This window comes from Mesorhizobium sp. P2_E9 (assembly GCF_056403815.1).
The window spans coordinates 128,946-149,619 of the sequence record NZ_JBFUET010000017.1; the positions used below are offsets into that span (position 1 = coordinate 128,946).

General features: G+C 62.4%; 19 protein-coding genes. 7 read left to right on the plus strand and 12 right to left on the minus strand.

The window, feature by feature from the left end; all coding sequences use genetic code 11:
- Positions 1-122: 122 nt before the first annotated feature.
- The 6 genes from AC1D05_RS27605 to AC1D05_RS27630 form a co-directional block, all read right to left on the minus strand.
- On the minus strand, positions 123-590 hold the full coding sequence (locus tag AC1D05_RS27605; RefSeq protein WP_477444893.1) for a DUF1203 domain-containing protein: 468 nt from the start codon (positions 588-590) through the stop codon (positions 123-125).
- A gap of 181 nt (positions 591-771) precedes the next feature.
- A complete protein-coding gene (locus tag AC1D05_RS27610; RefSeq protein WP_477444895.1) occupies positions 772-1,329 on the minus strand; it encodes an OmpA family protein in 558 nt (185 codons plus the stop codon).
- Positions 1,330-1,445: 116 nt separating this feature from the next.
- Positions 1,446-2,009, minus strand: a complete 564-nt coding sequence (locus AC1D05_RS27615; protein WP_477444968.1) for a GNAT family N-acetyltransferase — start codon at positions 2,007-2,009, stop codon at positions 1,446-1,448.
- Positions 2,010-2,014: 5 nt separating this feature from the next.
- Complete coding sequence (gene sseA / locus AC1D05_RS27620; RefSeq protein WP_477444897.1) at positions 2,015-2,926, minus strand: 3-mercaptopyruvate sulfurtransferase; 912 nt, start codon at positions 2,924-2,926, stop codon at positions 2,015-2,017.
- 40 nt (positions 2,927-2,966) lie between these two features.
- Positions 2,967-3,710, minus strand: a complete 744-nt coding sequence (locus AC1D05_RS27625) for an alanyl-tRNA editing protein (RefSeq protein ID WP_477444970.1) — start codon at positions 3,708-3,710, stop codon at positions 2,967-2,969.
- Positions 3,710-4,744: a cysteine synthase A gene (locus AC1D05_RS27630; RefSeq protein ID WP_477444899.1), complete on the minus strand. Its 1,035-nt coding sequence runs from the start codon at positions 4,742-4,744 to the stop codon at positions 3,710-3,712. The genes AC1D05_RS27625 and AC1D05_RS27630 overlap by 1 nt, the downstream gene beginning before the upstream one ends.
- A 225-nt stretch (positions 4,745-4,969) precedes the next feature.
- On the opposite strand from AC1D05_RS27630, the gene AC1D05_RS27635 reads away from it, so the two are divergent.
- Both AC1D05_RS27635 and AC1D05_RS27640 read left to right on the plus strand, forming a co-directional pair.
- The gene (locus AC1D05_RS27635; RefSeq protein ID WP_477444901.1) at positions 4,970-5,791 is read left to right on the plus strand and encodes an SDR family oxidoreductase; all 822 of its coding nucleotides are present in this window, start codon (positions 4,970-4,972) and stop codon (positions 5,789-5,791) included.
- A gap of 91 nt (positions 5,792-5,882) precedes the next feature.
- Positions 5,883-6,857: an alpha/beta hydrolase gene (locus AC1D05_RS27640; protein ID WP_477444903.1), complete on the plus strand. Its 975-nt coding sequence runs from the start codon at positions 5,883-5,885 to the stop codon at positions 6,855-6,857.
- Between the two features lie 106 nt (positions 6,858-6,963).
- Here AC1D05_RS27640 and AC1D05_RS27645 read toward each other — a convergent pair whose 3' ends face one another.
- From AC1D05_RS27645 to AC1D05_RS27655, 3 genes are all read right to left on the minus strand, one after another.
- On the minus strand, positions 6,964-8,388 hold the full coding sequence (locus AC1D05_RS27645) for a DEAD/DEAH box helicase (RefSeq protein ID WP_477444905.1): 1,425 nt from the start codon (positions 8,386-8,388) through the stop codon (positions 6,964-6,966).
- Positions 8,389-8,750: 362 nt separating this feature from the next.
- Positions 8,751-9,038 carry a type II toxin-antitoxin system RelE/ParE family toxin gene (locus AC1D05_RS27650; protein ID WP_477444907.1) on the minus strand — a complete coding sequence of 96 codons (288 nt, stop codon included), beginning with the start codon at positions 9,036-9,038 and terminating at the stop codon, positions 8,751-8,753.
- A gap of 6 nt (positions 9,039-9,044) precedes the next feature.
- Positions 9,045-9,281 carry a transcriptional regulator gene (locus AC1D05_RS27655; protein ID WP_477444909.1) on the minus strand — a complete coding sequence of 79 codons (237 nt, stop codon included), beginning with the start codon at positions 9,279-9,281 and terminating at the stop codon, positions 9,045-9,047.
- 62 nt (positions 9,282-9,343) lie between these two features.
- Between AC1D05_RS27655 and AC1D05_RS27660 the strand changes: the two genes are divergently transcribed.
- Positions 9,344-10,876, plus strand: coding sequence for an acyl-CoA carboxylase subunit beta (locus tag AC1D05_RS27660; RefSeq protein ID WP_477444911.1), 1,533 nt, complete (start codon positions 9,344-9,346; stop codon positions 10,874-10,876).
- 15 nt (positions 10,877-10,891) lie between these two features.
- On the opposite strand, the gene AC1D05_RS27665 is transcribed toward AC1D05_RS27660, so the two are convergent.
- Both AC1D05_RS27665 and AC1D05_RS27670 read right to left on the minus strand, forming a co-directional pair.
- Positions 10,892-12,892 carry a hypothetical protein gene (locus AC1D05_RS27665; RefSeq protein ID WP_477444913.1) on the minus strand — a complete coding sequence of 667 codons (2,001 nt, stop codon included), beginning with the start codon at positions 12,890-12,892 and terminating at the stop codon, positions 10,892-10,894.
- A complete protein-coding gene (locus tag AC1D05_RS27670; RefSeq protein WP_477444915.1) occupies positions 12,889-14,427 on the minus strand; it encodes an NAD(P)H-hydrate dehydratase in 1,539 nt (512 codons plus the stop codon). Before AC1D05_RS27670 ends, AC1D05_RS27665 begins: the two co-directional genes overlap by 4 nt.
- Before the next feature lie 357 nt (positions 14,428-14,784).
- Here AC1D05_RS27670 and AC1D05_RS27675 point away from each other — a divergent pair, with 357 nt between their 5' ends.
- Both AC1D05_RS27675 and glnA read left to right on the plus strand, forming a co-directional pair.
- On the plus strand, positions 14,785-15,123 hold the full coding sequence (locus tag AC1D05_RS27675) for a P-II family nitrogen regulator (protein ID WP_006205430.1): 339 nt from the start codon (positions 14,785-14,787) through the stop codon (positions 15,121-15,123).
- Positions 15,124-15,184: 61 nt separating this feature from the next.
- A complete protein-coding gene (glnA, locus tag AC1D05_RS27680; RefSeq protein ID WP_140701085.1) occupies positions 15,185-16,594 on the plus strand; it encodes a type I glutamate--ammonia ligase in 1,410 nt (469 codons plus the stop codon).
- A gap of 689 nt (positions 16,595-17,283) precedes the next feature.
- Here the strand turns inward: glnA and AC1D05_RS27685 are convergent.
- Entirely contained in the window at positions 17,284-18,705 is a 1,422-nt protein-coding gene (locus AC1D05_RS27685; protein WP_477444917.1) for an APC family permease, read from the minus strand.
- Positions 18,706-18,852: 147 nt separating this feature from the next.
- Here AC1D05_RS27685 and AC1D05_RS27690 point away from each other — a divergent pair, with 147 nt between their 5' ends.
- Positions 18,853-19,455, plus strand: a complete 603-nt coding sequence (locus AC1D05_RS27690; protein WP_477444919.1) for a TetR/AcrR family transcriptional regulator — start codon at positions 18,853-18,855, stop codon at positions 19,453-19,455.
- A 32-nt stretch (positions 19,456-19,487) separates the two neighbouring features.
- The gene (locus tag AC1D05_RS27695) at positions 19,488-20,651 is read left to right on the plus strand and encodes a DmpA family aminopeptidase (protein ID WP_477444921.1); all 1,164 of its coding nucleotides are present in this window, start codon (positions 19,488-19,490) and stop codon (positions 20,649-20,651) included.
- Positions 20,652-20,674: the final 23 nt, after the last annotated feature.

Genomic DNA, 20,674 nt, shown 5'->3' on the forward strand with positions numbered 1-20,674 from the left:
GCTTCCTCGATATCGAGATTGCCGCCGGTTCATCCGCGGTCGGCCAATCGATCGACACTCGCTTTCTATCGCATCTATGCGACGGGAGTACGACAGGCCTCCTGACCGCATTCCTTTGCGGTTCAGGCCCGTTCAATCCGGCACTGGTAGCAGTTGTTACGCGCCGAGCGGACATGCACGTAGGCAATGTCGTCGCGTTCGAAAAGCGTTTCGGCCCGCGCTGCGATTGCCTCGGTCGGGATAACACCGCCGCTGCCGTAGACGATGCGGTCATCCCTGCCATAGCCGCGCACGATGTAGTCCGGGCTTTCGAGGATCTCGGGAAGCATTTCGCTCCCGGCGGCGCGCTCGCATTCTTCGGCATGCAGGAAGATCGGCCCGGTTTCCGCATAGGGCTGCAGGTTCGGGAACGGCCGATAGGCGAGAATGAGATAGGCGTCGCCGGCTGCGATGTTCCTCAGACAATGCCGGCAAGGCATGCCGTCGCCGTCAGAGATATTCCGCTCGGGCGTGTGGCCGTAAGCATCGGGTCCACCACGCTGCAGAACCCTGACAGATTCGGTGGGTAGTGCCTTGAACTGAATGGTCATCGTGAAAACCTCCGGCGTTGTCGACCGGACATTATGCGCGCGGGCCAATGCTTCCCACCCGATTCTTGCCAAGGGATCGAGGGACCGATCCGATCTCGGCGATCAGTCCCTCACATAGATAAAGCATCGGCGCCAACTCGGTGAAATAAGCCGGCCAATAAAATGCTTGGCAAGTCCCAAATCAGCGGATGAAGTCGTCAAAGCGTCGCAACGTCACCCGGCGATTCTGCCAGTTTTCGTTTTGCGTCGGCACCAGCAGGAACTCCTCGCCGTAACCCACTGTCTCCAAGGCATAGCCAGGCACTCCGAACTCGCGCACCAGCGTGCGCTTCAACGAGGCGGCGCGCTGTTCGGACAGGATCTGGTTCGACTGGAAGGAGCCGACGGCATCGGTGTGCCCTTCGATCAGCACGCGCGCGCCGCGGTCGCGACGCAGGATGCGCTGCAGCGCGTCGGCGATGGTCTCGATCTTGTCGTATTGCGAACTGGAAATGGCGGCCGAGCCGAAGGCGAAATTGATCGACTGGATATCGATCGAGCGCGCCATGCGGCGCAAATCCGGCCGTCGCTTGAATTCGCGGATGGTGACGCGCTCGTTTGGCCGCAACTTCACCCGCGGCGCCGCCTCGAGCTTGCGCTCGATCGTCGCCGCCGAAGGCGTCGTCGCCTGGGCGGCGGCAAGGCTCGGCATGGCAATCGCTGCGATCAGCGCGGCGGCCAGTGTACGGCGTGTCAGCATGTTTTTTCTCCTTCGGCCTCTGCCGCATTGATGATGCGGGCAAGATGCCAAAGACAGGCTGAAGCGCCGATGAACGAGTGGTTCGGCTTCGCGCTGGTGTCGGATTCCGGCTGAAATCAGGGCCGCATGACGCTGGCCGAGCGCTCGGCGAAAGGCAGCGGGTGTACGACCTCTTTCTTCTGCGCGACCGGCTTGAAACCGAGCTTCTGGTAGAGCGGCAGAGCCGCCGGATGGTCGAGCGTGCAGGTCTGCACCGTCACCCGTTTCGGCCCATGCGACCAGGCGGCTGAAATCGCCGAGCCCAGAAACCAGCGGCCAATGCCTTGCCCGGTGGCATGTTCCATCATGCCGAAATAGGCGAGTTCGACTTCATCAGGCAGATGCGGCTTGAGATCGAAGAAGCCGGCCGGCGCGCCGTCGAGATAAAGCACCCTGATGTCGCGATCCTCACGGTGGATGCCGGCCGAAAGCTCGTCATCATTCAGTCTGAGAACATTCACCCAGTGCCATTTGCGCCCGACCCGGTCCATCAAATAGCGATAAAAATGCAAGGGAATTTCCCTGGTCTTCAGCAGCGCGACCTGGCGGTTGTAGGGCACTGGCGGCGAGACGGCAGGAGGGGCATGCATTTCGAGAAAAGTCACCGTGACTTCAATGTCCTGCAGCACGCCGTTTTCCATCGCGTTCATTCCTTGCCGGTCATATCGGGGCCGGTCATATCGGGGCCGGTCATATCGGGGCCGGTCTTCGCGGGGCCGGTCACGACAGGCGTGTCGGAGAGCCCGCCCCACTCGGTCCATGAGCCGTCATAGAGCCTGTTGTCGGTGTGGCCAAGCGTCTCCAGCGCCAGAGTGATCACCGCGGCGGTAACACCTGAGCCGCAAGATGTGACGACGGGCTTCGACAGGTCAATGCCAGCCTCCTCGATCACTTTGCGCAAACGGTCCTTCGACAGCAGCATGCCGTTTTCCGACAGTACGGAATACGGCACATTGCGCGCGCCCGGCATATGGCCGGAGCGGATTCCCGCACGAGGCTCGGGCTCGGCCCCGGTGAAACGGCCGGGTCCACGGGCATCGGCAATCTGGCTGGCGCTGGTCTCGACGATCCGGCGCATATCGGCGAGGCTGGCGACGCGGCCGGCGTCGAAATCGGCATAGAACACACTCGGCGCGATCTTCGTCGGCTCGGACGTTACCGGCCGGCCGGCCGCCTTCCAGCCATCGAAACCGCCATCCAGAATATAGGTCTGGAAGACACCCATGATGCGGAACATCCACCATGCCCGGGGCGCCGAGAAGAACCCCGGACCGTCATAAACGACGATGGTGTCGTCGGCCGAAACACCCATCGCACCGACATATTGGGCAAAATGCCGAGGTGATGGCAGCGTGTGCGGCAAAGCGGCGTCGGGATCCGAAACCGCATCCTGATCCAGGAAACGGGCGCCGGGAATGTGGCCCGCCTCGTATTCGGCACGCGCGTCGCGCTTTTGCGCCGGCAAATACCAGGACGCGTCTACAATCGTCAGGCCAGGCTCGCCCAGGCGCCCCTGCAGCCAGTCCGCATCGACGATAAAAGGACTGTCTTCGGCCATTCTGGTTCTCTCTATCCCGGGTAAAGCAAAGCGTTGCGTGTCAGGCCGCCGGCATCGGACCGAAGCGGATGCGGAAGCGCCTGTTTTCACGGCCCTTCTTTTCGATCTTGCCGATATGGATTTCGCCGATTTCGCCGGTGCTTTTCACATGCGTGCCGCCGCAGGGTTGGCTATCGACCGCGCCATTCTCACCGATGCAGACCAGGCGGATCTTGCCGGTGCCGACCGGCGGCCGGACGTTCTTGGACTTCACCAGGCCAGGGTTCGCGGCGAGTTCCTCGTCGCTGATCAGCCTGGTGAAAATCGGATGATCGGCCCGCACCAGGTCCATCAGGCTCGCGGTCACCTCTTCCTTCGAGAAGCTGGCGTCCGGAATGTCGAAATCGACACGGCTATCGTCCTCGGAAACCGCGGCACCCGTAATCGGAAACGGGCAGACGACTGTGAGCAGGTGACAGGCCGCATGCATGCGCATCAGGAGATACCGACGCTCCCAGTCGACGGCGAGTTTGACCTTCTCGCCAATCGCCAAGGCCGCCTGTTCCGGCGCCGGCACATGGATGATCTCGTCCTTGGTTTCACCCGTGATGGTGGCGGCAATGGCGATGCGGCTGCCATCGGCGCGTTCGAGATAGCCGGTGTCTCCCGGTTGACCGCCCGAGGTGGCGTAGAAGATCGTGCGGTCGAGAATGATGCCGCCACGATCATTGACGGCAACAACCGTCGCCTCCGCCGTGCTGAGATAAGCATCGTCGCGAAACAGCGCTTCTGTCTTGTGCGCCATCATGCGACCTTTTCGAAAGGTACCGAAATCTTGCTCTGCAGTTCCATCCAGCCCGGCACCGGGAGATTCTTCTCGCGCAGGAATTCCGGGTTGAACAGCTTCGACTGGTAGCGTGTGCCGTAGTCGCAAAGAATGGTCACGATGGTGTGGCCGGGGCCCAGTTCCCTGGCCAGCCGGATGGCGCCGGCAATGTTGATGCCGGTCGAACCTCCAACGCAAAGGCCTTCTTCCTGGATCAGGTCGAAGACGATCGGCAGCGCGTCCTCGTCCCTGATCTGGAAGGAGAAGTCCGGCGTGAACCCTTCGAGATTGGCGGTGATGCGCCCTTGCCCGATGCCTTCGGTGATCGAGCTGCCCTCGGACTTCAACTCGCCGCTGGTGTAGAAACTGTAGAGCGCGGCCCCCAACGGATCAGCCAGCGCGATCTTCACATTGTTGCTCTTGGCCTTCAGCCCCATGGCAACGCCGGCAAGAGTGCCGCCGGAACCCACCGCCGAGACGAAACCGTCGACCTTGCCGCCGGTCTGGGCCCAGATTTCCTGCGCCGTGGTGCGGATATGGCCGTCGCGGTTGGCGACATTGTCGAACTGGTTGGCCCAGATGGCGCCGTTCGGCTCACTCCTGGCCATCTGCTCGGCCAGCCGTCCCGACAGCTTCACGTAATTGTTGGGGTTCTTGTAGGGCACTGCCGGCACTTCGATCAGCTCGGCGCCGAGCAGCCTGATCGTGTCCTTCTTCTCCTGGCTCTGCGTGTCCGGGATGACGATGACGGTGCGGTAGCCCAGCGCCTTGGCGACCAGCGTCAGCCCGATGCCCGTATTCCCGGCAGTTCCCTCGACGATGACACCGCCCGGCTGCAACAGGCCGCGCTGTTCGGCGTCGCGGATGATGAACAGACCGGCGCGATCCTTGACCGATTGCCCCGGATTCATGAATTCGGCCTTGCCCAGGATCTCGCAGCCGGTTTCTTCGGAAGCTTTGTTGAGGCGGATCAGAGGCGTGTTGCCGATCGCGTCGATCACAGAACGGGGCATTCAGGATTCCTTGTGTGCGTACGCCGAAACCCTAGAAACCCGAAGCTTCGGTTTCAAGGCAAGAATTTGTCTGGTCCAGTCGCATTTCCAGCACGGCCGTGCATGGACAGCCCCAAGACCGGTGGATATCGCACAGTTCATTTGCACCCAACGTCGAAAAGCACTCTTTTCATTCGATTTCTTCACCGCTAGAGCAAGGCACCAACAAACTCGGCAGGGCGCAGCATGACACTCTATCGGGCCGATCCGAAGCACGGCGTCGCCTGGGTCACGGGCGGCTCGAGCGGTATTGGCCGCTCGCTGGCCAGGGACCTGGCGTCCCAGGGCTATGCTGTGGCGGTGACGGCACTGGACGACGATCCTATCGACACGCTCATCGTCGAGACAGCGCAGATGCCGGGCAGCGTCACGGCATTTCCCTGCGACGTCAGCGACGAGCCGCGCATGGCAAGGACGGTGGCCGCGATCGAGAAGGAACTCGGCCCGATCGTGCTCGCCGTCTTCAACGCCGGAAACTACATTTCCACGCCTGGAGAGGCTCTCGTCGTCAAGGACTTTCGCCGGTCCTTCGAGGTCAATTATTTCGGCATCATCAACGGGCTGGTGCCGGTCGTGGACTATATGCGCGTGCGGGCGCGCGGCCATGTCGTGCTGGTCGGATCGGTCACCGCCTATTTCGGCTGGCCGACCACGGCCGCCTATGGCGGCACCAAGGCGGCGATCAACATCCTGGCCGAGTCGCTGAAGTATGATTTCGACAAGATGAACATCCGCGTCCAGGTGATAAACCCCGGTTTTGTCGACACCCCGCTGACCGAAAAGAACATGCTGCCGATGCCAGGCCTGATGCCGGTCAGCCGGGCGACACGCCGCATGGTGAAGGCAATCAAATCCGGTGGCTTCGAAGTCACCTTTCCGTACCGCACGAGCTGGCCGCTGAAATTTCTCAGCCTGCTGCCGAGGCCGGTCACCCGATGGGTGATCATCTTGATGACCAGCTGGAAGGCCCGACCGCTGCATTACGAGCGCAAGCCGCCGAACGCATAGATGCCCACAGGATTGGTTGTGTGACTGCCTGAACGGCGTTGCCTGTTGATGACCGTCGCCATAGGTTTGTTGTTGTTGCGTGGAGTCTGCGATGGGGCGACGGATCGTGCTTGCTGTGCTGGGCCTGATCGCTGTCCTTGCTCTGGCTTTCGTCTTTGGCCCACGCGTTCCCGTCGACACCACGATCCGCTTCGATCCTTCCGTCATCGGTGACGATCCGCAGGCCTATGTGGCCAAGGTGGAAGCCGCCGTGCCCGGTATCCGCGACGGGCTGGAGAAGGAGATCGTCTGGGCCAACCCGATGGTGCATGCCAAGACGCCGCTATCGATCGTCTATATCCACGGCTTCTCCGCATCGAAGGGCGAGGTCCGCCCCCTGCCCGACGACGTGGCCGACCGGCTCGACGCCAACCTGTTCTACACCCGCCTCACCGGTCACGGGCAGGACGGCGCGGCGATGACGCAAGGCAGCGTCAATGCCTGGATCAACGACTATGAGGAGGCGCTCGCCATCGGCCGGGCGATCGGCGACAAGGTCATCGTCATCTCGACCTCGACCGGCGGTTCGCTGGCGGTATGGGCGGCAACGCAGCCGGGTGCATCGGATGGCGTGGCCGCCATCGCGTTCATCTCGCCCAATTTCGGCGTGAAGGCATCCGGGGCTGAGATCCTGACCATGCCCTGGGGCAAGCAGATCGCCGAACTGGTGATCGGCAAGGAGCGCAGCTTCGTGGCGCGCAACGCACTGCACGAGAAATTCTGGACCACCAAATATCCGATTGCCGCGACGCTGCCGATGCAGGCGCTGACGGAACTTGCCTATGGGGCGCCGGTAGAGAAGGCTGATATCCCTGCCCTGTTCATCTTCTCGGATATGGACAAGGTGGTGCGGCCTGACCGCACCCGCGAGATCGCCGGGCGCTGGGGTGGCGCGCATGAGCTGGTGCCCATCGAAAGCACCGGCGACCCGGACAACCATGTCATCGCCGGCGATGTGCTGTCGCCATCGACCACGGCTTTCCTGGCGCAGAGAATCGCCGTCTGGGTCGAAGCAGTGGCAAAGTAACGGTCAAACGAAAGGGCGACCGAAGCATCGCTTCGGCCGCCCTCTTCTTATCAATCACGGCAACCAGCTAGGCCCAAAGGCCTGACTGATTACAACGCGGTCTGGCTTACGCAGCCCGCGCTGCCGGACGCTTGCCGCCGAAGCGGCGCTTGTTGTTGCCCTTGAAGGCCGGCTTGCCGCCTTCCGGCTTGCGCTCGCCGGCAAAGGCCGGCTTGTCGCCGAAGCGCTTCTTGCCGAAGCCGTTGCCTTTGTTCTCGCCGCCCGGCCGCCTGCCGTCGCGACGGCCATTGCGGTCGTTGCGGTCATTGGCGGGCTCGAAACGCTCGTTCTTTTCAGCCGGATTGCGCACAGGATCGGGGCTGCCGAGATGGTCGGCAACGATCGGCAGCTTGGTGCGGATGATGCGCTCGACCTGACGCAGCTTGCTGTTTTCCGAAGGATCGCAAAGTGTGATCGCAATGCCGTCCATACCGTTGCGGCCGGTACGGCCGATGCGGTGGACGTAGCTTTCGGCCTCGTCGGGCAGGTCGAAGTTCACGACGTGGCTGATGCCGGGGACGTCGATGCCGCGCGCGGCAATGTCGGTCGCGACCAGAATGCGCACCGAGCCCTCACGGAAATCGTTGAGCGCCTTCTGACGGGCGTTCTGCGACTTGTTGCCGTGAATGACGGCCGCCTTGAAGCCATCGCGCTCGAGGTCCTTGGTCACCCGGTCGGCGCCATGCTTGGTGCGCGAAAAGATGATGACGGACTTCATCGCCTCGTCGGCGAGCATGGTCGACAGCACCTGGCGCTTCTGCTTGGTGCGGGCAAAGACGACGCCCTGGACGATCTCGACGGCCGCGGTGCTCTGCGGCGAGACTTCGATACGAACCGGGCTCTTCAAGAGGCCCTTGGCCAGTTCGGCGATCTCATCCGGCATGGTGGCCGAGAACAGCGCCGTCTGGCGATCAGGCGCGGTCGCCTTGGCGATGCGCTTGACGTCGTTGATGAAGCCCATGTCGAGCATGCGGTCGCCCTCGTCCAGGACCAGCCATTTGGTGTCGGAGAGGATCAGGTCGCCCTCGCGCACCAGGTCGGTCAAGCGGCCGGGCGTGGCAATCAGGATATCGACGCCGGGCGCAACCTTCTTGACCTGGCTGAAGCGCGAGACACCGCCCAGCACGAGTGCGGTCGAGACATGCTGGCCTTTTGCGAGGATCTTGATGGTGTCTTCGATCTGCACGGCGAGTTCGCGGGTCGGCGCCAGGATCAGCGCACGGGCCGTCTTGGCGCGCCGCTTGGTGCCGAGCGCGATGATCTTCGACAGGATCGGCAGCGCAAAGGCAGCGGTCTTGCCGGAGCCGGTCTGCGCGATGCCGAAAATGTCACGGCCTTGCAGCTGCGGCGGGATCGCCTGCACCTGGATCGGCTTCGGTTCGGTGAAGCCGGCATTGTGGGTGGCCTTGAGCAGCGCACCCGTAATTCCCAGCGCTGCGAAACCGGTGAGTTCCGTAGTGTCGTTGCCGGGCAACGTGTTTTCGTTGGTCAAAATAATCTTCTTTCACGCGGCTCTGTAGCCGCAAACATCGATGGCGGCAGGGCGCAACCTGCCGTCGAAAAATTTGATATGAAACGACAAGGCGGGGGGACGTAAACGTCCACTCGGCTGCGCTGTCGTGCCCGCAGGCATCATGCCACGGGGCTTTTTCGCCACTTTGTGATGTACCGGAAAGAGGGGCCGATATACCGGAAAGAGGGAAAACAGACGCAACCAGTCTCATTTGTCGAGAAGGCCGGAATCTCCCGGCCCAAGCGCCTATGGGCTGCATATGGCTGAGTTCGCCTTGGAATGCAAGGGGTGTCATGTTGCGGTGCAGCAAAACCGGCTAGGACGCGGTCGGAAATGTCCGCTCAAACCTCATCCGGCCATTTCCTGGCGCCGTGTTGAACGAACAGAATTTCTATCTGAGTGTCCGTGACCCGATACGCGACGATGTAGGGCGTGCCGGGAATCACCAGTTCGCGCGTGCCTTTGATTTCTCCAACGCGTCCTAGGAACGGGTTGGCGGACAACAGCCGAGCGGTCTTTGAGTGAATTTCGTTGACGATCCGGGCAGCGGCCCGCGGGTTATGTTGGCCGATGTAGTCACCGATCGATGCAAGTTCGATCAGATAGTGTCGGGTCCAGACAATTCGCACAGAGGCTCATGCCTGACTGTACTTGTTGAGAACCGTCGCGATCTCTTCTTCGTTGGCGAAGTCGCCACGGTCGGCGGCTTCGATTCCCGCCTGAACGCCCGCGACCCACTTTTCCTGCCACGCCAGAGAACGGCCATGCGACAGGGCATCCTCGATGATCTGGTCGCGAGTCAGGGTCGAGCGCGAGGTCAACATGTCGATCCGGCGGTTCAAATCCTCGGAAATTTCTACGTTGTTCTTCATAGGCTTATTCTGCCATATCTGGCGAATGCCTGCCAAGAAGTATCGCGCATGGGGACCAAGCGATGAAGGACGTGCTGAAGGAACTCGAGCGCCGGCGCGACATCGCCCGCATGGGCGGCGGACAGGCGCGCATCGATGCGCAGCATAAGAAGGGCAAGCTCACCGCGCGCGAACGCATCGAGGTGTTTCTCGACGAAGGATCGTTCGAAGAGTTCGACATGTATGTCGAGCACCGCTCGACCGATTTCGGCATGGAGAAGACCAAGATCGCCGGCGACGGTGTCGTCACCGGCTGGGGCACGGTCAATGGCCGCCCGGTCTATCTCTTCGCCAAGGATTTTACCGTGTTCGGCGGCTCGCTGTCGGAAGCCCATGCCGAGAAGGTCATCAAGGTGCAGGAGATGGCGCTGCGCAACCGTGCGCCGATCATCGGCATTTACGACGCCGGCGGCGCCCGCATCCAAGAGGGCGTGGCGGCGCTTGGCGGCTATGCCGAGATTTTTCAGCGCAACGTGCTGGCCTCCGGTGTCATCCCGCAGATTTCCGTGATCATGGGTCCGTGCGCCGGCGGCGACGTCTATTCGCCCGCCATGACCGACTTCATCTTCATGGTGCGCGACACCTCCTACATGTTCGTCACCGGGCCGGATGTGGTGAAGACCGTCACCAATGAGACAGTGACGGCCGAAAGCCTCGGCGGTGCGTCCGTCCACACGACCAAATCTTCAATCGCCGACGGCGCCTATGACAATGATGTCGAGGCGCTCCTGCAGATGCGCCGGCTGGTCGATTTCTTACCTGCGTCGAACACGTCGGAGATCCCCGAGATCGAATGCTACCAGTCGGTCACCGACCATGATCCGTCGCTCGACCGGCTGATCCCCGACAACGCCAACAAGCCTTACGACATCAAGGAATTGATCCTGAAGGTCGCCGACGAAGGCGACTTCTTCGAGATCCAGCAGAGCTTTGCCAAAAACATCGTCACCGGATTCGGGCGCGTGGAAGGCCGCACCGTCGGCTTCATCGCCAACCAGCCGATGGTGCTGGCCGGCGTGCTCGATTCCGACGCCAGCCGCAAGGCGGCGCGCTTCGTGCGCTTCTGCGACTGTTTCTCGATCCCGATCGTCACCTTCGTCGATGTCCCCGGTTTCCTGCCCGGCACGGCGCAGGAATATGGCGGGCTGATCAAGCATGGCGCCAAGCTGCTCTTCGCGTATGCCGAGGCAACCGTGCCGAAGATCACCGTCATCACCCGCAAAGCTTATGGCGGCGCCTATGACGTGATGGCGTCGAAACATCTGCGCGGCGACATGAACTATGCCTGGCCGACGGCGCAGATCGCCGTAATGGGCGCCAGGGGCGCGGTCGAGATCATCTACCGCAAGGACATTGGCGACGCGGAAAAGATCGCAGCCCATACAAAGGCTTACGAGGATCGCTTCCTGTCACCCTTTGTCGCCGCCGAGCGTGGCTATGTTGATGAGGTGATCATGCCGCACTCGACCCGCCGCCGTATTGCGCGGGCGTTGCGGATGCTGCGCAACAAGGACATGCAGAACCCCTGGAAGAAGCACGACAACATCCCGCTGTGAGGAGCTGTCGAGACCTCACTCCTCCTCCACCGCGCCGAACCCAGCGTCCATGGTGGCGCTCGTCGGGCTCGCCCATGGCGTTGCGTGGTTGTCGATGCGCATCTGGAAGATGAAATAGGTCGGCGAGCAGAAGCCGATGCCTTTCACTTTTGAAATGCCCGGCGTGTCCGGCGGCAGTGACTGGCACATATAGTCCTCGCGGCAGAAATGCTCGGCATCACAGGCCGGGCGGTTGCCGCGATTGACGGCGCCGCCAAGACACTGGTCGAAATTGTTGGTCGCCACGCAGATGTCGAATTTCTTGCCGCCGACCAGCCCGCAAATCTCGTTCGGCATCGGCTTGCCGGCATTGAAGGCAGCGAAGGTACGATCCTTGTCGTCACAACCGCGATAGGCGATGCCTGCAGGCACACCGATCTTGGGCGGACGGCAGGTGTAGGCGGTGCGCGAGACATCCGGCGCAAAGGCCGCGAACTGCCCCGTGATGCTGTAGCGGTCATTGAAAGGCTGCGCCGCGTTGCTGGCGATCGAGCCGGTCAGGCAGGGATGGCCGGAGAACATTTTGGGACTGTCCTTCGGCAGCAGGCATTGCGCCAACGTGGTGCGCACGCCCGATGCTGTCGTCAGCGGCGTGCAGACGGTGCCGCCGCCGCATTGCCAGGTTGCACCGAAGCGTTTTGCATCGTCCGGCATCAGGCACGGCATCGCCATCTCGGCTGGCGCGTAATCGACGTCGCCGGCGTCTGTCCATGTCGCAGGTGGTGCGAAGGACAGCGGCCGGTAGCGGTTCGACTCCTTGCCTTCTTGCGTTGCGCGCAGCCAGGCCTGGCGCCGGGGAATCTCGGCGTGGAGATGCGGCGAGATGCCGACCTCGATGCGGTTGAGCGGCGATGTCGTCTTGTCGTCGAGGCCGATGAAGTGGAAGCCGGCCGTGGATCCCGCCTGGTGACAGCCCTGGCAGGCGCCATTGTCCAGCCGCTCGACCAGCGCCTCCGGCGTGCGCACCAGTTTCAGTGTGGAATAATCGAGTGGTGCGAATTCCTTGGGCTGGAATAATTGCGTAAACGGATGGTTGGCCTGTCTTGCGCTGCCGAATGTCGACCACGAGATGATTTTTTTTGCCAGGAATGCGTTGGGGATTTCGTAGACGCCAAGATCGATCGCCGCGACGTTGGCGCTGACATACTCGGCAAGGCTTTTCTTTAGCCCCGCGTCTTGTGAGAGACGTGCGGTGTCCGGCGTGTTTTCCAGCGGCTTCTCGCTGACCGTGGCGCCTTCGATGCCGAAGATCCGCATGAGGTAGGCGGCCTGCCCGCCGAATTCGGTCTCCTGGCCGGAGGGAAAGCGCACCACCTGCGCATTGAGCTCGAGCTGCTTGAAGGTCAGCCCGGCCTTTTCCAGCGGCCCACCAGTCAGCCAGCCGGCATCGACGCTCTCATCCAGCAGCGGCGTCCAGCGCCCGGCAACGCCGACGCAACCGCCATCGGCATCGGGTGCCGCACTGTAGACGGCGTTGAAATTGAACGGCAGCCGCGAGGCCAGGACCTTGCCGCCCTTCCTGAAGCTGTAGGCCAGGCGATAGATGAAACGCACCTCGCCGCAGCTCTTGCCGCCCTCCAGTGCAGCGAAATCACGCCGGTCGAGCCGGTTGACGATTCCGACCAGCCGGAAGCGCGCCACCTCAGTCTTCAGCCAGCGCATGTCCATGATGCGGCCGACATTGCCGTCGGTCACCTCATAGAGCGTGCGCCCGCCGGTCTTTATCTCGGCGCGCAGTGCGGCAATGTCTGATGCCACCGTATCGACGATCGCATGATAGGCCGGCGCCTTGTCATAGAGCGTTTTCAAATCGCCCTCACCCACCGCGCCAAAAAGTGAGGCAAAACCGTAGCCCTTGGTATCGAGGGCGGCGAGCATCGCCGGATCGTCGACGATGGTCACAGGCTGCCCGGCGCGCACGCCATGCGGCGTAAACAGCGCGATGATGGCCGCAACGACGAGCGCGAAACGCTTCATCCGATCGGCACCTTCGGCCGTGCTTCGACCAGTTCGCGCAGCACCGGCACCAGCGCCGCCGGCAGATCCTCGGCGATCAGCCCCGGTCCGAACCGGCTGCCGGCCTCGGCATGGATCCACACCGCCGCGCAGGCTGCTTCGAACGCCGGCATGGCTTGCGCCAGCAGCCCGGCGGCGATGCCAGACAGCACGTCGCCTGATCCTGCGGTGGCAAGCCAGGCCGCGCCGTTGGAATTGATCGCCGCCCGGCCATCGGGAGCAGCGATCACCGTGTCGGCGCCCTTGTAGACGATAACGGCATTGGCACGTGCGGCCGCCGCACGCGCCTTGTCGAGCTTGGACAAGGCGTCATCACTCGCGATGTCGGGAAACAGCCTGGCGAACTCCCCGTCGTGTGGCGTCATCACCAGGGCTGGCGCATGCGGCCCGCGCGCCGCTTCGAACAAAACGTCCGGCTCGTCGCGAAACGCGGTGATCGCGTCGGCGTCGAACACGAGGCCATCGACCCGTGCGGAAGTACCCTGCGGTTGACCGGCGGCGAGGAGTACCAGCCCAAAGGTCCGCGTTTTTTCACCGACGCCAAAGCCAGGGCCGAGAACGAAGGCCGAAGGCCGGCGTTCGCTGACAAATTCGCTGATGTTGGCGACGTCGTCGGTCTTGCGCAGCATGATCGAGGTCAGATGGGCGGCATTGACCTGCATGGCGTTGCCCGGCGACAGCACGGTCACCGCCCCTGCCCCGCTTCGGGCCGCGGCCACCGCCGACAGCCGTGCCGCGCCGGTGGCGCTCGGCCCGCCGGAAAAGACGCCGACATGGCCGCGCTTGTATTTGTGCGCATCGACAGCCGGAACCGGAAAACCGCGCAGCCAAAGCGCCGGCGTATTCTCGAACGCCCGGGGCTGGAGCCGTGCAATGATGTCGTCGCCGATGCCGATATCGGCAAGCACGATCTCGCCGCATCGCTCTCGGCCCGGCAGGAGCAGATGGCCGGGCTTCTTGCGTGCAAAGGTGACGGTAACATCGGCGGTAAATGCCTTGCCCAGCACTTTGCCGCTATCGCCGGAAACGCCGGAAGGCAGATCGACCGCGACAACGGGCAAATGGAGGTCCGTGACAATTTCGACTGCCTTGGCGGCACCGCCGGACAGTGGCTTGGACAGCCCTGCCCCGTAAAGTGCGTCGACCACGATCGAACCCAGCTCGGCCCTAAAGCCGGACAACGGCCGCGGCTCGATCGGGCATTCCGCTGCAGCAAGTGCTGCGTCGCTTTGCGGCCGCGGCGCACCGGACGCCCAAATCGTCGTGGCAACGCCGCTGCCGGCCAGGATGCGGGCGACGACACAACCGTCACCGCCATTGTTGCCCGGACCGCACAACACATGGACATGCGTCGCTGAGGGATAACGCCTGAGAACTTCGGCCGCGACCGCTTCTCCGGCACGGCGCATCAAGCCGATGCCGTCAACTGCGCCGGCGGCAATCGTCATCCGATCCGCCTCGCTCATTTCGGCGGGAGAAAGAAGTTCGTTGCTCATGGATTGCCGATCCGCATTCGATCAAGCATTGTCCAGTTTTCGGCTCGACGCAAACGGGGAGGAGTTGTTGCGATCCGCCGCCAGACCGTCAGGATGCACGTCGCAGGCGCAGGATCGCCCATTGTATGAGCAACTTGCTTGGTTTTTGTGCGGACGCAAATGACGGCACTGTGTAGGCTCTTGCAGCCCATGCCGCATCCGTTGCAGTGAATGACGCGAATTTGCATCCAGGTGCGGCATGGCTTCGAAATCGTATGAGACCGCTTCGAATCCCTCGGATTGGCACAGTTCGTGCTTGATTGAGGCGCAAGCGGGGGCTCACAACCCGTTTTTTTGGCAGTGGAGGCCACTTTTTACATGAAAAAGATCGAAGCGATCATCAAGCCATTCAAGCTGGACGAAGTGAAGGAAGCGCTTCAGGAGGCCGGACTGCAAGGCATTACCGTGACCGAGGCCAAGGGCTTCGGACGTCAGAAAGGCCACACCGAACTCTACCGTGGCGCCGAATACGTCGTCGATTTCCTGCCCAAGGTGAAAATCGAGGTCGTGCTCGGCGACGATGCGGTCGAAGGTGCGATCGAGGCCATCCGCAAGGCGGCCCAGACCGGCCGCATTGGCGACGGCAAGATCTTCGTCTCCAATATCGAGGAAGTCGTACGCATCCGCACCGGCGAAACCGGCATGGACGCCGTCTGACGCGGCCATCCTCCAAGAACCGTCATCCATCAAAAAACGTCATCAAACAGGGATACATGACATGACGACAGCCAAAGACATCATGAAGCAGATCAAGGACAACGACGTGAAATTCGTCGACCTGCGCTTCACCGACCCGAAGGGCAAGCTGCAGCACGTGACGATGGATGTCGTCGAGGTCGAGGAAGACATGTTTGCCGATGGCGTCATGTTCGACGGCTCCTCGATTGCCGGCTGGAAGGCCATCAACGAGTCCGACATGGTTCTGATGCCCGATCCGGACACGGTCCACATGGACCCGTTCTTCGCGCAGTCGACCATGGTCATCCTGTGCGACATCCTCGACCCGGTTTCGGGCGAATCCTACAACCGCGATCCGCGCGGCACGGCCAAGAAGGCCGAGGCCTACATGAAGGCCGAAGGCATCGGCGACACCATCTATGTCGGCCCGGAAGCAGAGTTCTTCGTGTTCGACGACGTCAAGTACAAGGCCGATCCCTACAACACCGGCTTCAAACTCGATTCCACCGAACTGCCGTCGAATGACGACACCGACTACGAGACCGGCAATCTCGGCCACCGCCCGCGCGTCAAGGGCGGCTATTTCCCGGTGCCACCGATCGACAGCGCGCAGGACATGCGCTCGGAAATGCTGACCGTGCTCGCCGAAATGGGCGTGCGCGTCGAAAAGCATCACCACGAAGTCGCTGCCGCCCAGCATGAGCTTGGCATCAAGTTCGACGCGCTGGTCCGCAACGCCGACAAGATGCTGATCTACAAATACGTCGTGCACCAGGTCGCCAACGCCTATGGCAAGACGGCAACCTTCATGCCGAAGCCGATCTTCGGCGACAACGGTTCGGGCATGCATGTCCACATGTCGATCTGGAAAGGTGGCAAGCCGACCTTCGCCGGCAACGAATATGCGGGCCTGTCGGAGAACTGCCTGTTCTTCATTGGCGGCGTCATCAAGCACGCCAAGGCGATCAACGCGTTCACCAACCCGCTGACCAACTCCTACAAGCGCCTGGTGCCCGGCTATGAAGCGCCGGTGCTGCTCGCCTATTCGGCACGCAACCGCTCGGCCTCCTGCCGCATCCCGTTCGGCTCGTCGCCGAAGGCCAAGCGCGTCGAGGTCCGCTTCCCCGATCCGGGCGCGAATCCCTACCTGGCCTTCTCCGCGTTGCTGATGGCCGGTCTCGATGGCATCAAGAACAAGATCCATCCGGGACAGCCGATGGACAAGGATCTCTACGACCTGCCGCCGAAGGAGCTGAAGAAGATCCCGACCGTCTGCGGCTCGCTGCGTGAAGCCCTCCAGAGCCTCGACAAGGACCGCGGCTTCCTGAAGGCCGGCGGCGTCTTCGACGACGACCAGATCGACAGCTACATCGAGTTGAAGATGGCCGAGGTGATGCGCTTCGAAATGACCCCGCATCCGGTCGAGTACGACATGTACTATTCGGTCTAAGATCCCGCCGGGATAACAATGCAAAGCCCTTGAAGGATTTCCGCCTTCAAGGGCTTTTTGCTGTCCCCAATGCTCCGCGGATGGTTTGCGTGCGACCAACCACGCGCGACAGCGGGCAAGCTTTTTTGGTTTAAGGAGCGGTTTTTATAGCCGGACTAGCCTGCGGCCGTGGCCACCTGCAGAAGCCGCAAAATGAAGGCTGATGGCTGGTCATTTCAACCGCAATCAATCGCCAGGAGCGAGCGGCACACTGCCTCAGGCTGCAATGCCCGCTCGTCCGGCGCCCCCGCCAATGCCGTCGTTCAAGAAACCCCGCCCCGTTCGAACAGCATCGCTTTGGCGTAACCCCAAGGCCACGAATACGCATGCGGCGGTGCAATCTGTCAACGCCGCCGGCCGGAGGTGCCGAACGCCGATTTCGGTGTTTGATCAGAGGCTTATATAGCTGATCATTGGTGTACGGATGACCTGAAACAGGCTGTTTTCCGGGCTTTTTCAGCGAACGCGGAAACGCACAGCACCAATGGTGGCAAGGGGCATCAATCAAAAGCCTCCCAGCCTGGTGAATTTGTCGGATTCTTTTCAACCTGACTTTTTTTGGGGGAATTCGGTCTGCCGGGCCAGCATGGCAAAAAGAACCCCGGCGAAGGCCGGGGTTCTCGCACGGACAGAGCGTCGGAGGGTGACGTCTATCCGGCAAGCTCGTCGGGGCCGTGCAGGTTCCAGTCCGTCCGCCTGGCCAGCACCAGCACATAGTAGATCGCCGCCACGACCATGATCAGCAGCGTCGCGATCAGGCTCGGCCGCCCGAAGGCGGCGTCGAGCAGGTTTTGGTAGGCGACATAGACCAGCGCCACGAAGGCAAGGATGGCCGGCACCGGAAACAAGGGCATGCGGTAGTGTCCGCCAGCCGTGGTGCCGTTGCGGCGCCCGGCAAACGCCGCCACGCACAGAAGCGCGTAGATCACCACCAGCGAGGTGCCGCTGACCACCAGCAAAAGGTTGATGTCGATGAAGCAGGCGACCGCCGCCAGCACCGACACGACGATGGTGGCGACCCACGGCGACGCGTAGCTGCCATGGACGGAGGCGACCGCGGCATTGATCGGGCCGAACCAGGTCTTATCGCGGCCGGAGCTGAACAGCAGCCGCGCCGCCTGCAGGATGATGGCGATGACCGCGTTGAAGATCGCAACCGCGATGGCGAGGCTGATCAGCACCGTCAGCGCATGGCCACCACGCGCCTCGAGGAAATATTCGATCTTCTGGGGCGCTGCGAGCAGCCCCGCCAGATCCGGAGAGCCGAGCAGCACGGCGGTCAGCGGAATGAGTTCAGCAGCGACCGTGATCAACAGCGCCCAGACCACAACCTTGCCGATGTTGCGTTTGGCGTCCTGCGTCTCCTCGCCGAAATAGGCGGCCGCGCCATAGCCATTGTAGGCAAAGAGCGAGACAGCGGTGGCCGCAAGGATGATCCCGGCCGACGCCGGCACCAGCGTGTTGGTGGCATCGAGCAATTGCGGTGACGTGAACAGGCTCGACAGCGGCCGCTCGACATGGGCAAAGCCGAGCCCGGTCAGAACCAGCAACGCCAGCATTTCGATGCCGAGGAAGATGCCAGTGACAAAGGCGTTGAGCTTGATGCGCATTGCCGCGACCGTGCCGGCCAGCGCGATCGTCACCACGCCGACCCATTGCGGGCTGAGGTTGGGAATGAGAACGCCGAGATAGGTGCCGACGCCGAGCGCGATGACGGCAACGATCAGCACGATCGAGACGAACACCAGCACCAGCGTGACAAAGCCCCAGAAGCGGCCAAGCGTGCGGCCGATCATGGTGTATTCGCCGCCGGCCATCGGATAGGCCGATGACAGTTCGGCATAGACGAAGGCCATGAACAGCCCGATGACGGCGGCAATGACGAAACTCAGGAATGAGCCGGTGCCGGCCAGCGCGATGACGCCCGGCACGATGATGAACACCGAGGACGCCGGCGTCACCGCCGACAGCACGATCATCAGCGTGCCCAACGCATTGAGCGCCCGGTCCAGCCCCTTGGCGGTTGGCGCAGCCTTGTCGACCGCCCCTGTTATTCCTTCGTTTGTAGACATCGTCCTCCCCTTTTTTTAATCAGATAAAAATTATCCTCCGACGCGGAACCTATCGACGGAGTCAGATATCGTCAACAAATATGGTACATGGGTGCTTGCAAAATTTTTCACGCCAGTTTTTAATTGAATATAATTCAGGAAACAGAAATGGGACGACCCAAAACCCAGACCGATCGCCGCCTCACTCTGGTCGCAGCGGCAGAATCGATGATCGCCAAGCGCGGCCTTGCCGGCGTCACGCTGCGCGACGTTGCAAATGAGGCCGGGATGAGTTCGAGCGCCCTGCTCTACTACTATCCCGGCCTGAAGGATCTGCTGGACGATGTGCAGCGCAAGGCTGTCGAGCGGTTCTGCACGATACGCGCGGCGTCGGTCGCCGAGATCGCCGATCCGCGGCTGCGGCTGAAAACGATGATCGAGAACGGGCTGCCGACCGACACGGATGACCAGCTCTGCCGGCTGCTGCTTGAGCTCGGCGCGTATTCACGCTCGGATCCGAGCTATGCCGCCCGCCACATCACGCTGTTCGAACGGCAGGTGTCGATCTATGTCGGCATCCTGGAAGCGGGCGCCGCCACCGGCATCTTCAAGTTGCAGGCGGCCAGCGAGACGATCGCGCGCAGCCTGGTGGTGCTCGAGGACGGCCTGGGGCTGCATCTCGTCAACGTTGTGCCCGCGGTCGATCAAGCTTCGGCGCTGGCAATCCTGACCAGCTACGCCGAGCTTGCGACCGGCTGCAGCCTTCGCTGAGCCGGCTTACATCAACGGAGCGAGCCCCAAGCATGGACCAATTGCCGACCCACACCACCACGCCAGCCGGCAAGGCGCGAGCCCGCGCGCTCGCCATTCCCTTGCAAGGCACGCCCGGCCCCGCCAATGCCATCACCGATGTCGACGGTGTCCTGGTCGGCTACTCCACGATCATCAAGGGCGAAGGCAAGCTCGATGGACACGGACCGGTGCGCACCGGCGTGACGGCCATTTTGCCGTTCGGCCATGACGGCGTCGGTATCGCTTGCGCCGCCGGCTATCATTCCTTCAACGGCAATGGCGAGATGACCGGTGCATCGTGGATCGAGGAGGCCGGCAGCATCAGCCTGCCGATCCTGATAACCAACACCCATGCGGTCGGGCCCTGCCATCGCGGTACCATCGATTGGGTGGCCCGCCACAAGCCCGATGTCGCCAAGCAGTGGCTACTGCCGGTGGTGGCTGAAACCTGGGATGGCTATCTCAACGACATCAACGGCTCGCATGTCACGGTCGATCATGCGATGGCCGCGATCGACAACGCAGCAAGCGGGCGCATCGAGGAAGGCTCGGTCGGCGGCGGCACGGGCATGAATTGCTATGCCTTCAAGGGCGGCTCGGGTACGGCCTCACGGGTCGTCGACTACGGCCATCGCTCCTACACGGTCGGCGTCTTCCTGCAGGCCAATTTCGGCTCGCGCCGCGAGCTCACCATCGCCGGCGTGCCGCTCGGTGACCAGCTGACAGACGACAACCCCATGGAGGCGTACTTCCGGGGCGGCCCGACAGGCGCCGGCTCCTGCATCGGCATCATCGCCACCGACGCCCCGCTCTTGCCTGGCCAATGCAAGGCGCTGGCCCGGCGCGTGCCGCTCGGCCTGGCGCGGACCGGCACGACAGGCTCGCATTTCTCCGGCGACATTTTCCTCGGCTTCTCGACCGCCAACCGCGATGCGCTCAACGGCCGCTTTCCCAAGGGTCCGGCCAGCGAAGAGAGCTACAGCCGCATGGATTTCATCCCGTGGGGGCGCATGGACGATTTCTATGCCGCCGTCGTGCAGGCGACCGAGGAGGCGGTGCTCAACGCGCTCGTCGCCAACAGCGACATGACCGGCCGCGACGGCAACCGCAGCCCTGCCTTGCCCCATGCCAAGGTCGTCGCCGCACTGAAGGTGCGCGACGCGATCGCTGGCTGACCCTTTGCACGCCATAATCCAGG

What these genes read in the sequence shown, in the direction of transcription:
- AC1D05_RS27605 (WP_477444893.1), bottom strand. Translation starts at nt 590, where the DNA reads ATGACCATTCAGTTCAAGGCACTACCCACCGAATCTGTCAGGGTTCTG.
- AC1D05_RS27610 (WP_477444895.1), bottom strand. Translation starts at nt 1,329, where the DNA reads ATGCTGACACGCCGTACACTGGCCGCCGCGCTGATCGCAGCGATTGCC.
- AC1D05_RS27615 (WP_477444968.1), bottom strand. Translation starts at nt 2,009, where the DNA reads ATGGAAAACGGCGTGCTGCAGGACATTGAAGTCACGGTGACTTTTCTC.
- sseA (WP_477444897.1), bottom strand. Translation starts at nt 2,926, where the DNA reads ATGGCCGAAGACAGTCCTTTTATCGTCGATGCGGACTGGCTGCAGGGG.
- AC1D05_RS27625 (WP_477444970.1), bottom strand. Translation starts at nt 3,710, where the DNA reads ATGGCGCACAAGACAGAAGCGCTGTTTCGCGACGATGCTTATCTCAGC.
- AC1D05_RS27630 (WP_477444899.1), bottom strand. Translation starts at nt 4,744, where the DNA reads ATGCCCCGTTCTGTGATCGACGCGATCGGCAACACGCCTCTGATCCGC.
- AC1D05_RS27635 (WP_477444901.1), top strand. Translation starts at nt 4,970, where the DNA reads ATGACACTCTATCGGGCCGATCCGAAGCACGGCGTCGCCTGGGTCACG.
- AC1D05_RS27640 (WP_477444903.1), top strand. Translation starts at nt 5,883, where the DNA reads ATGGGGCGACGGATCGTGCTTGCTGTGCTGGGCCTGATCGCTGTCCTT.
- AC1D05_RS27655 (WP_477444909.1), bottom strand. Translation starts at nt 9,281, where the DNA reads ATGAAGAACAACGTAGAAATTTCCGAGGATTTGAACCGCCGGATCGAC.
- AC1D05_RS27660 (WP_477444911.1), top strand. Translation starts at nt 9,344, where the DNA reads ATGAAGGACGTGCTGAAGGAACTCGAGCGCCGGCGCGACATCGCCCGC.
- AC1D05_RS27665 (WP_477444913.1), bottom strand. Translation starts at nt 12,892, where the DNA reads ATGAAGCGTTTCGCGCTCGTCGTTGCGGCCATCATCGCGCTGTTTACG.
- AC1D05_RS27670 (WP_477444915.1), bottom strand. Translation starts at nt 14,427, where the DNA reads ATGAGCAACGAACTTCTTTCTCCCGCCGAAATGAGCGAGGCGGATCGG.
- AC1D05_RS27675 (WP_006205430.1), top strand. Translation starts at nt 14,785, where the DNA reads ATGAAAAAGATCGAAGCGATCATCAAGCCATTCAAGCTGGACGAAGTG.
- glnA (WP_140701085.1), top strand. Translation starts at nt 15,185, where the DNA reads ATGACGACAGCCAAAGACATCATGAAGCAGATCAAGGACAACGACGTG.
- AC1D05_RS27685 (WP_477444917.1), bottom strand. Translation starts at nt 18,705, where the DNA reads ATGTCTACAAACGAAGGAATAACAGGGGCGGTCGACAAGGCTGCGCCA.
- AC1D05_RS27690 (WP_477444919.1), top strand. Translation starts at nt 18,853, where the DNA reads ATGGGACGACCCAAAACCCAGACCGATCGCCGCCTCACTCTGGTCGCA.
- AC1D05_RS27695 (WP_477444921.1), top strand. Translation starts at nt 19,488, where the DNA reads ATGGACCAATTGCCGACCCACACCACCACGCCAGCCGGCAAGGCGCGA.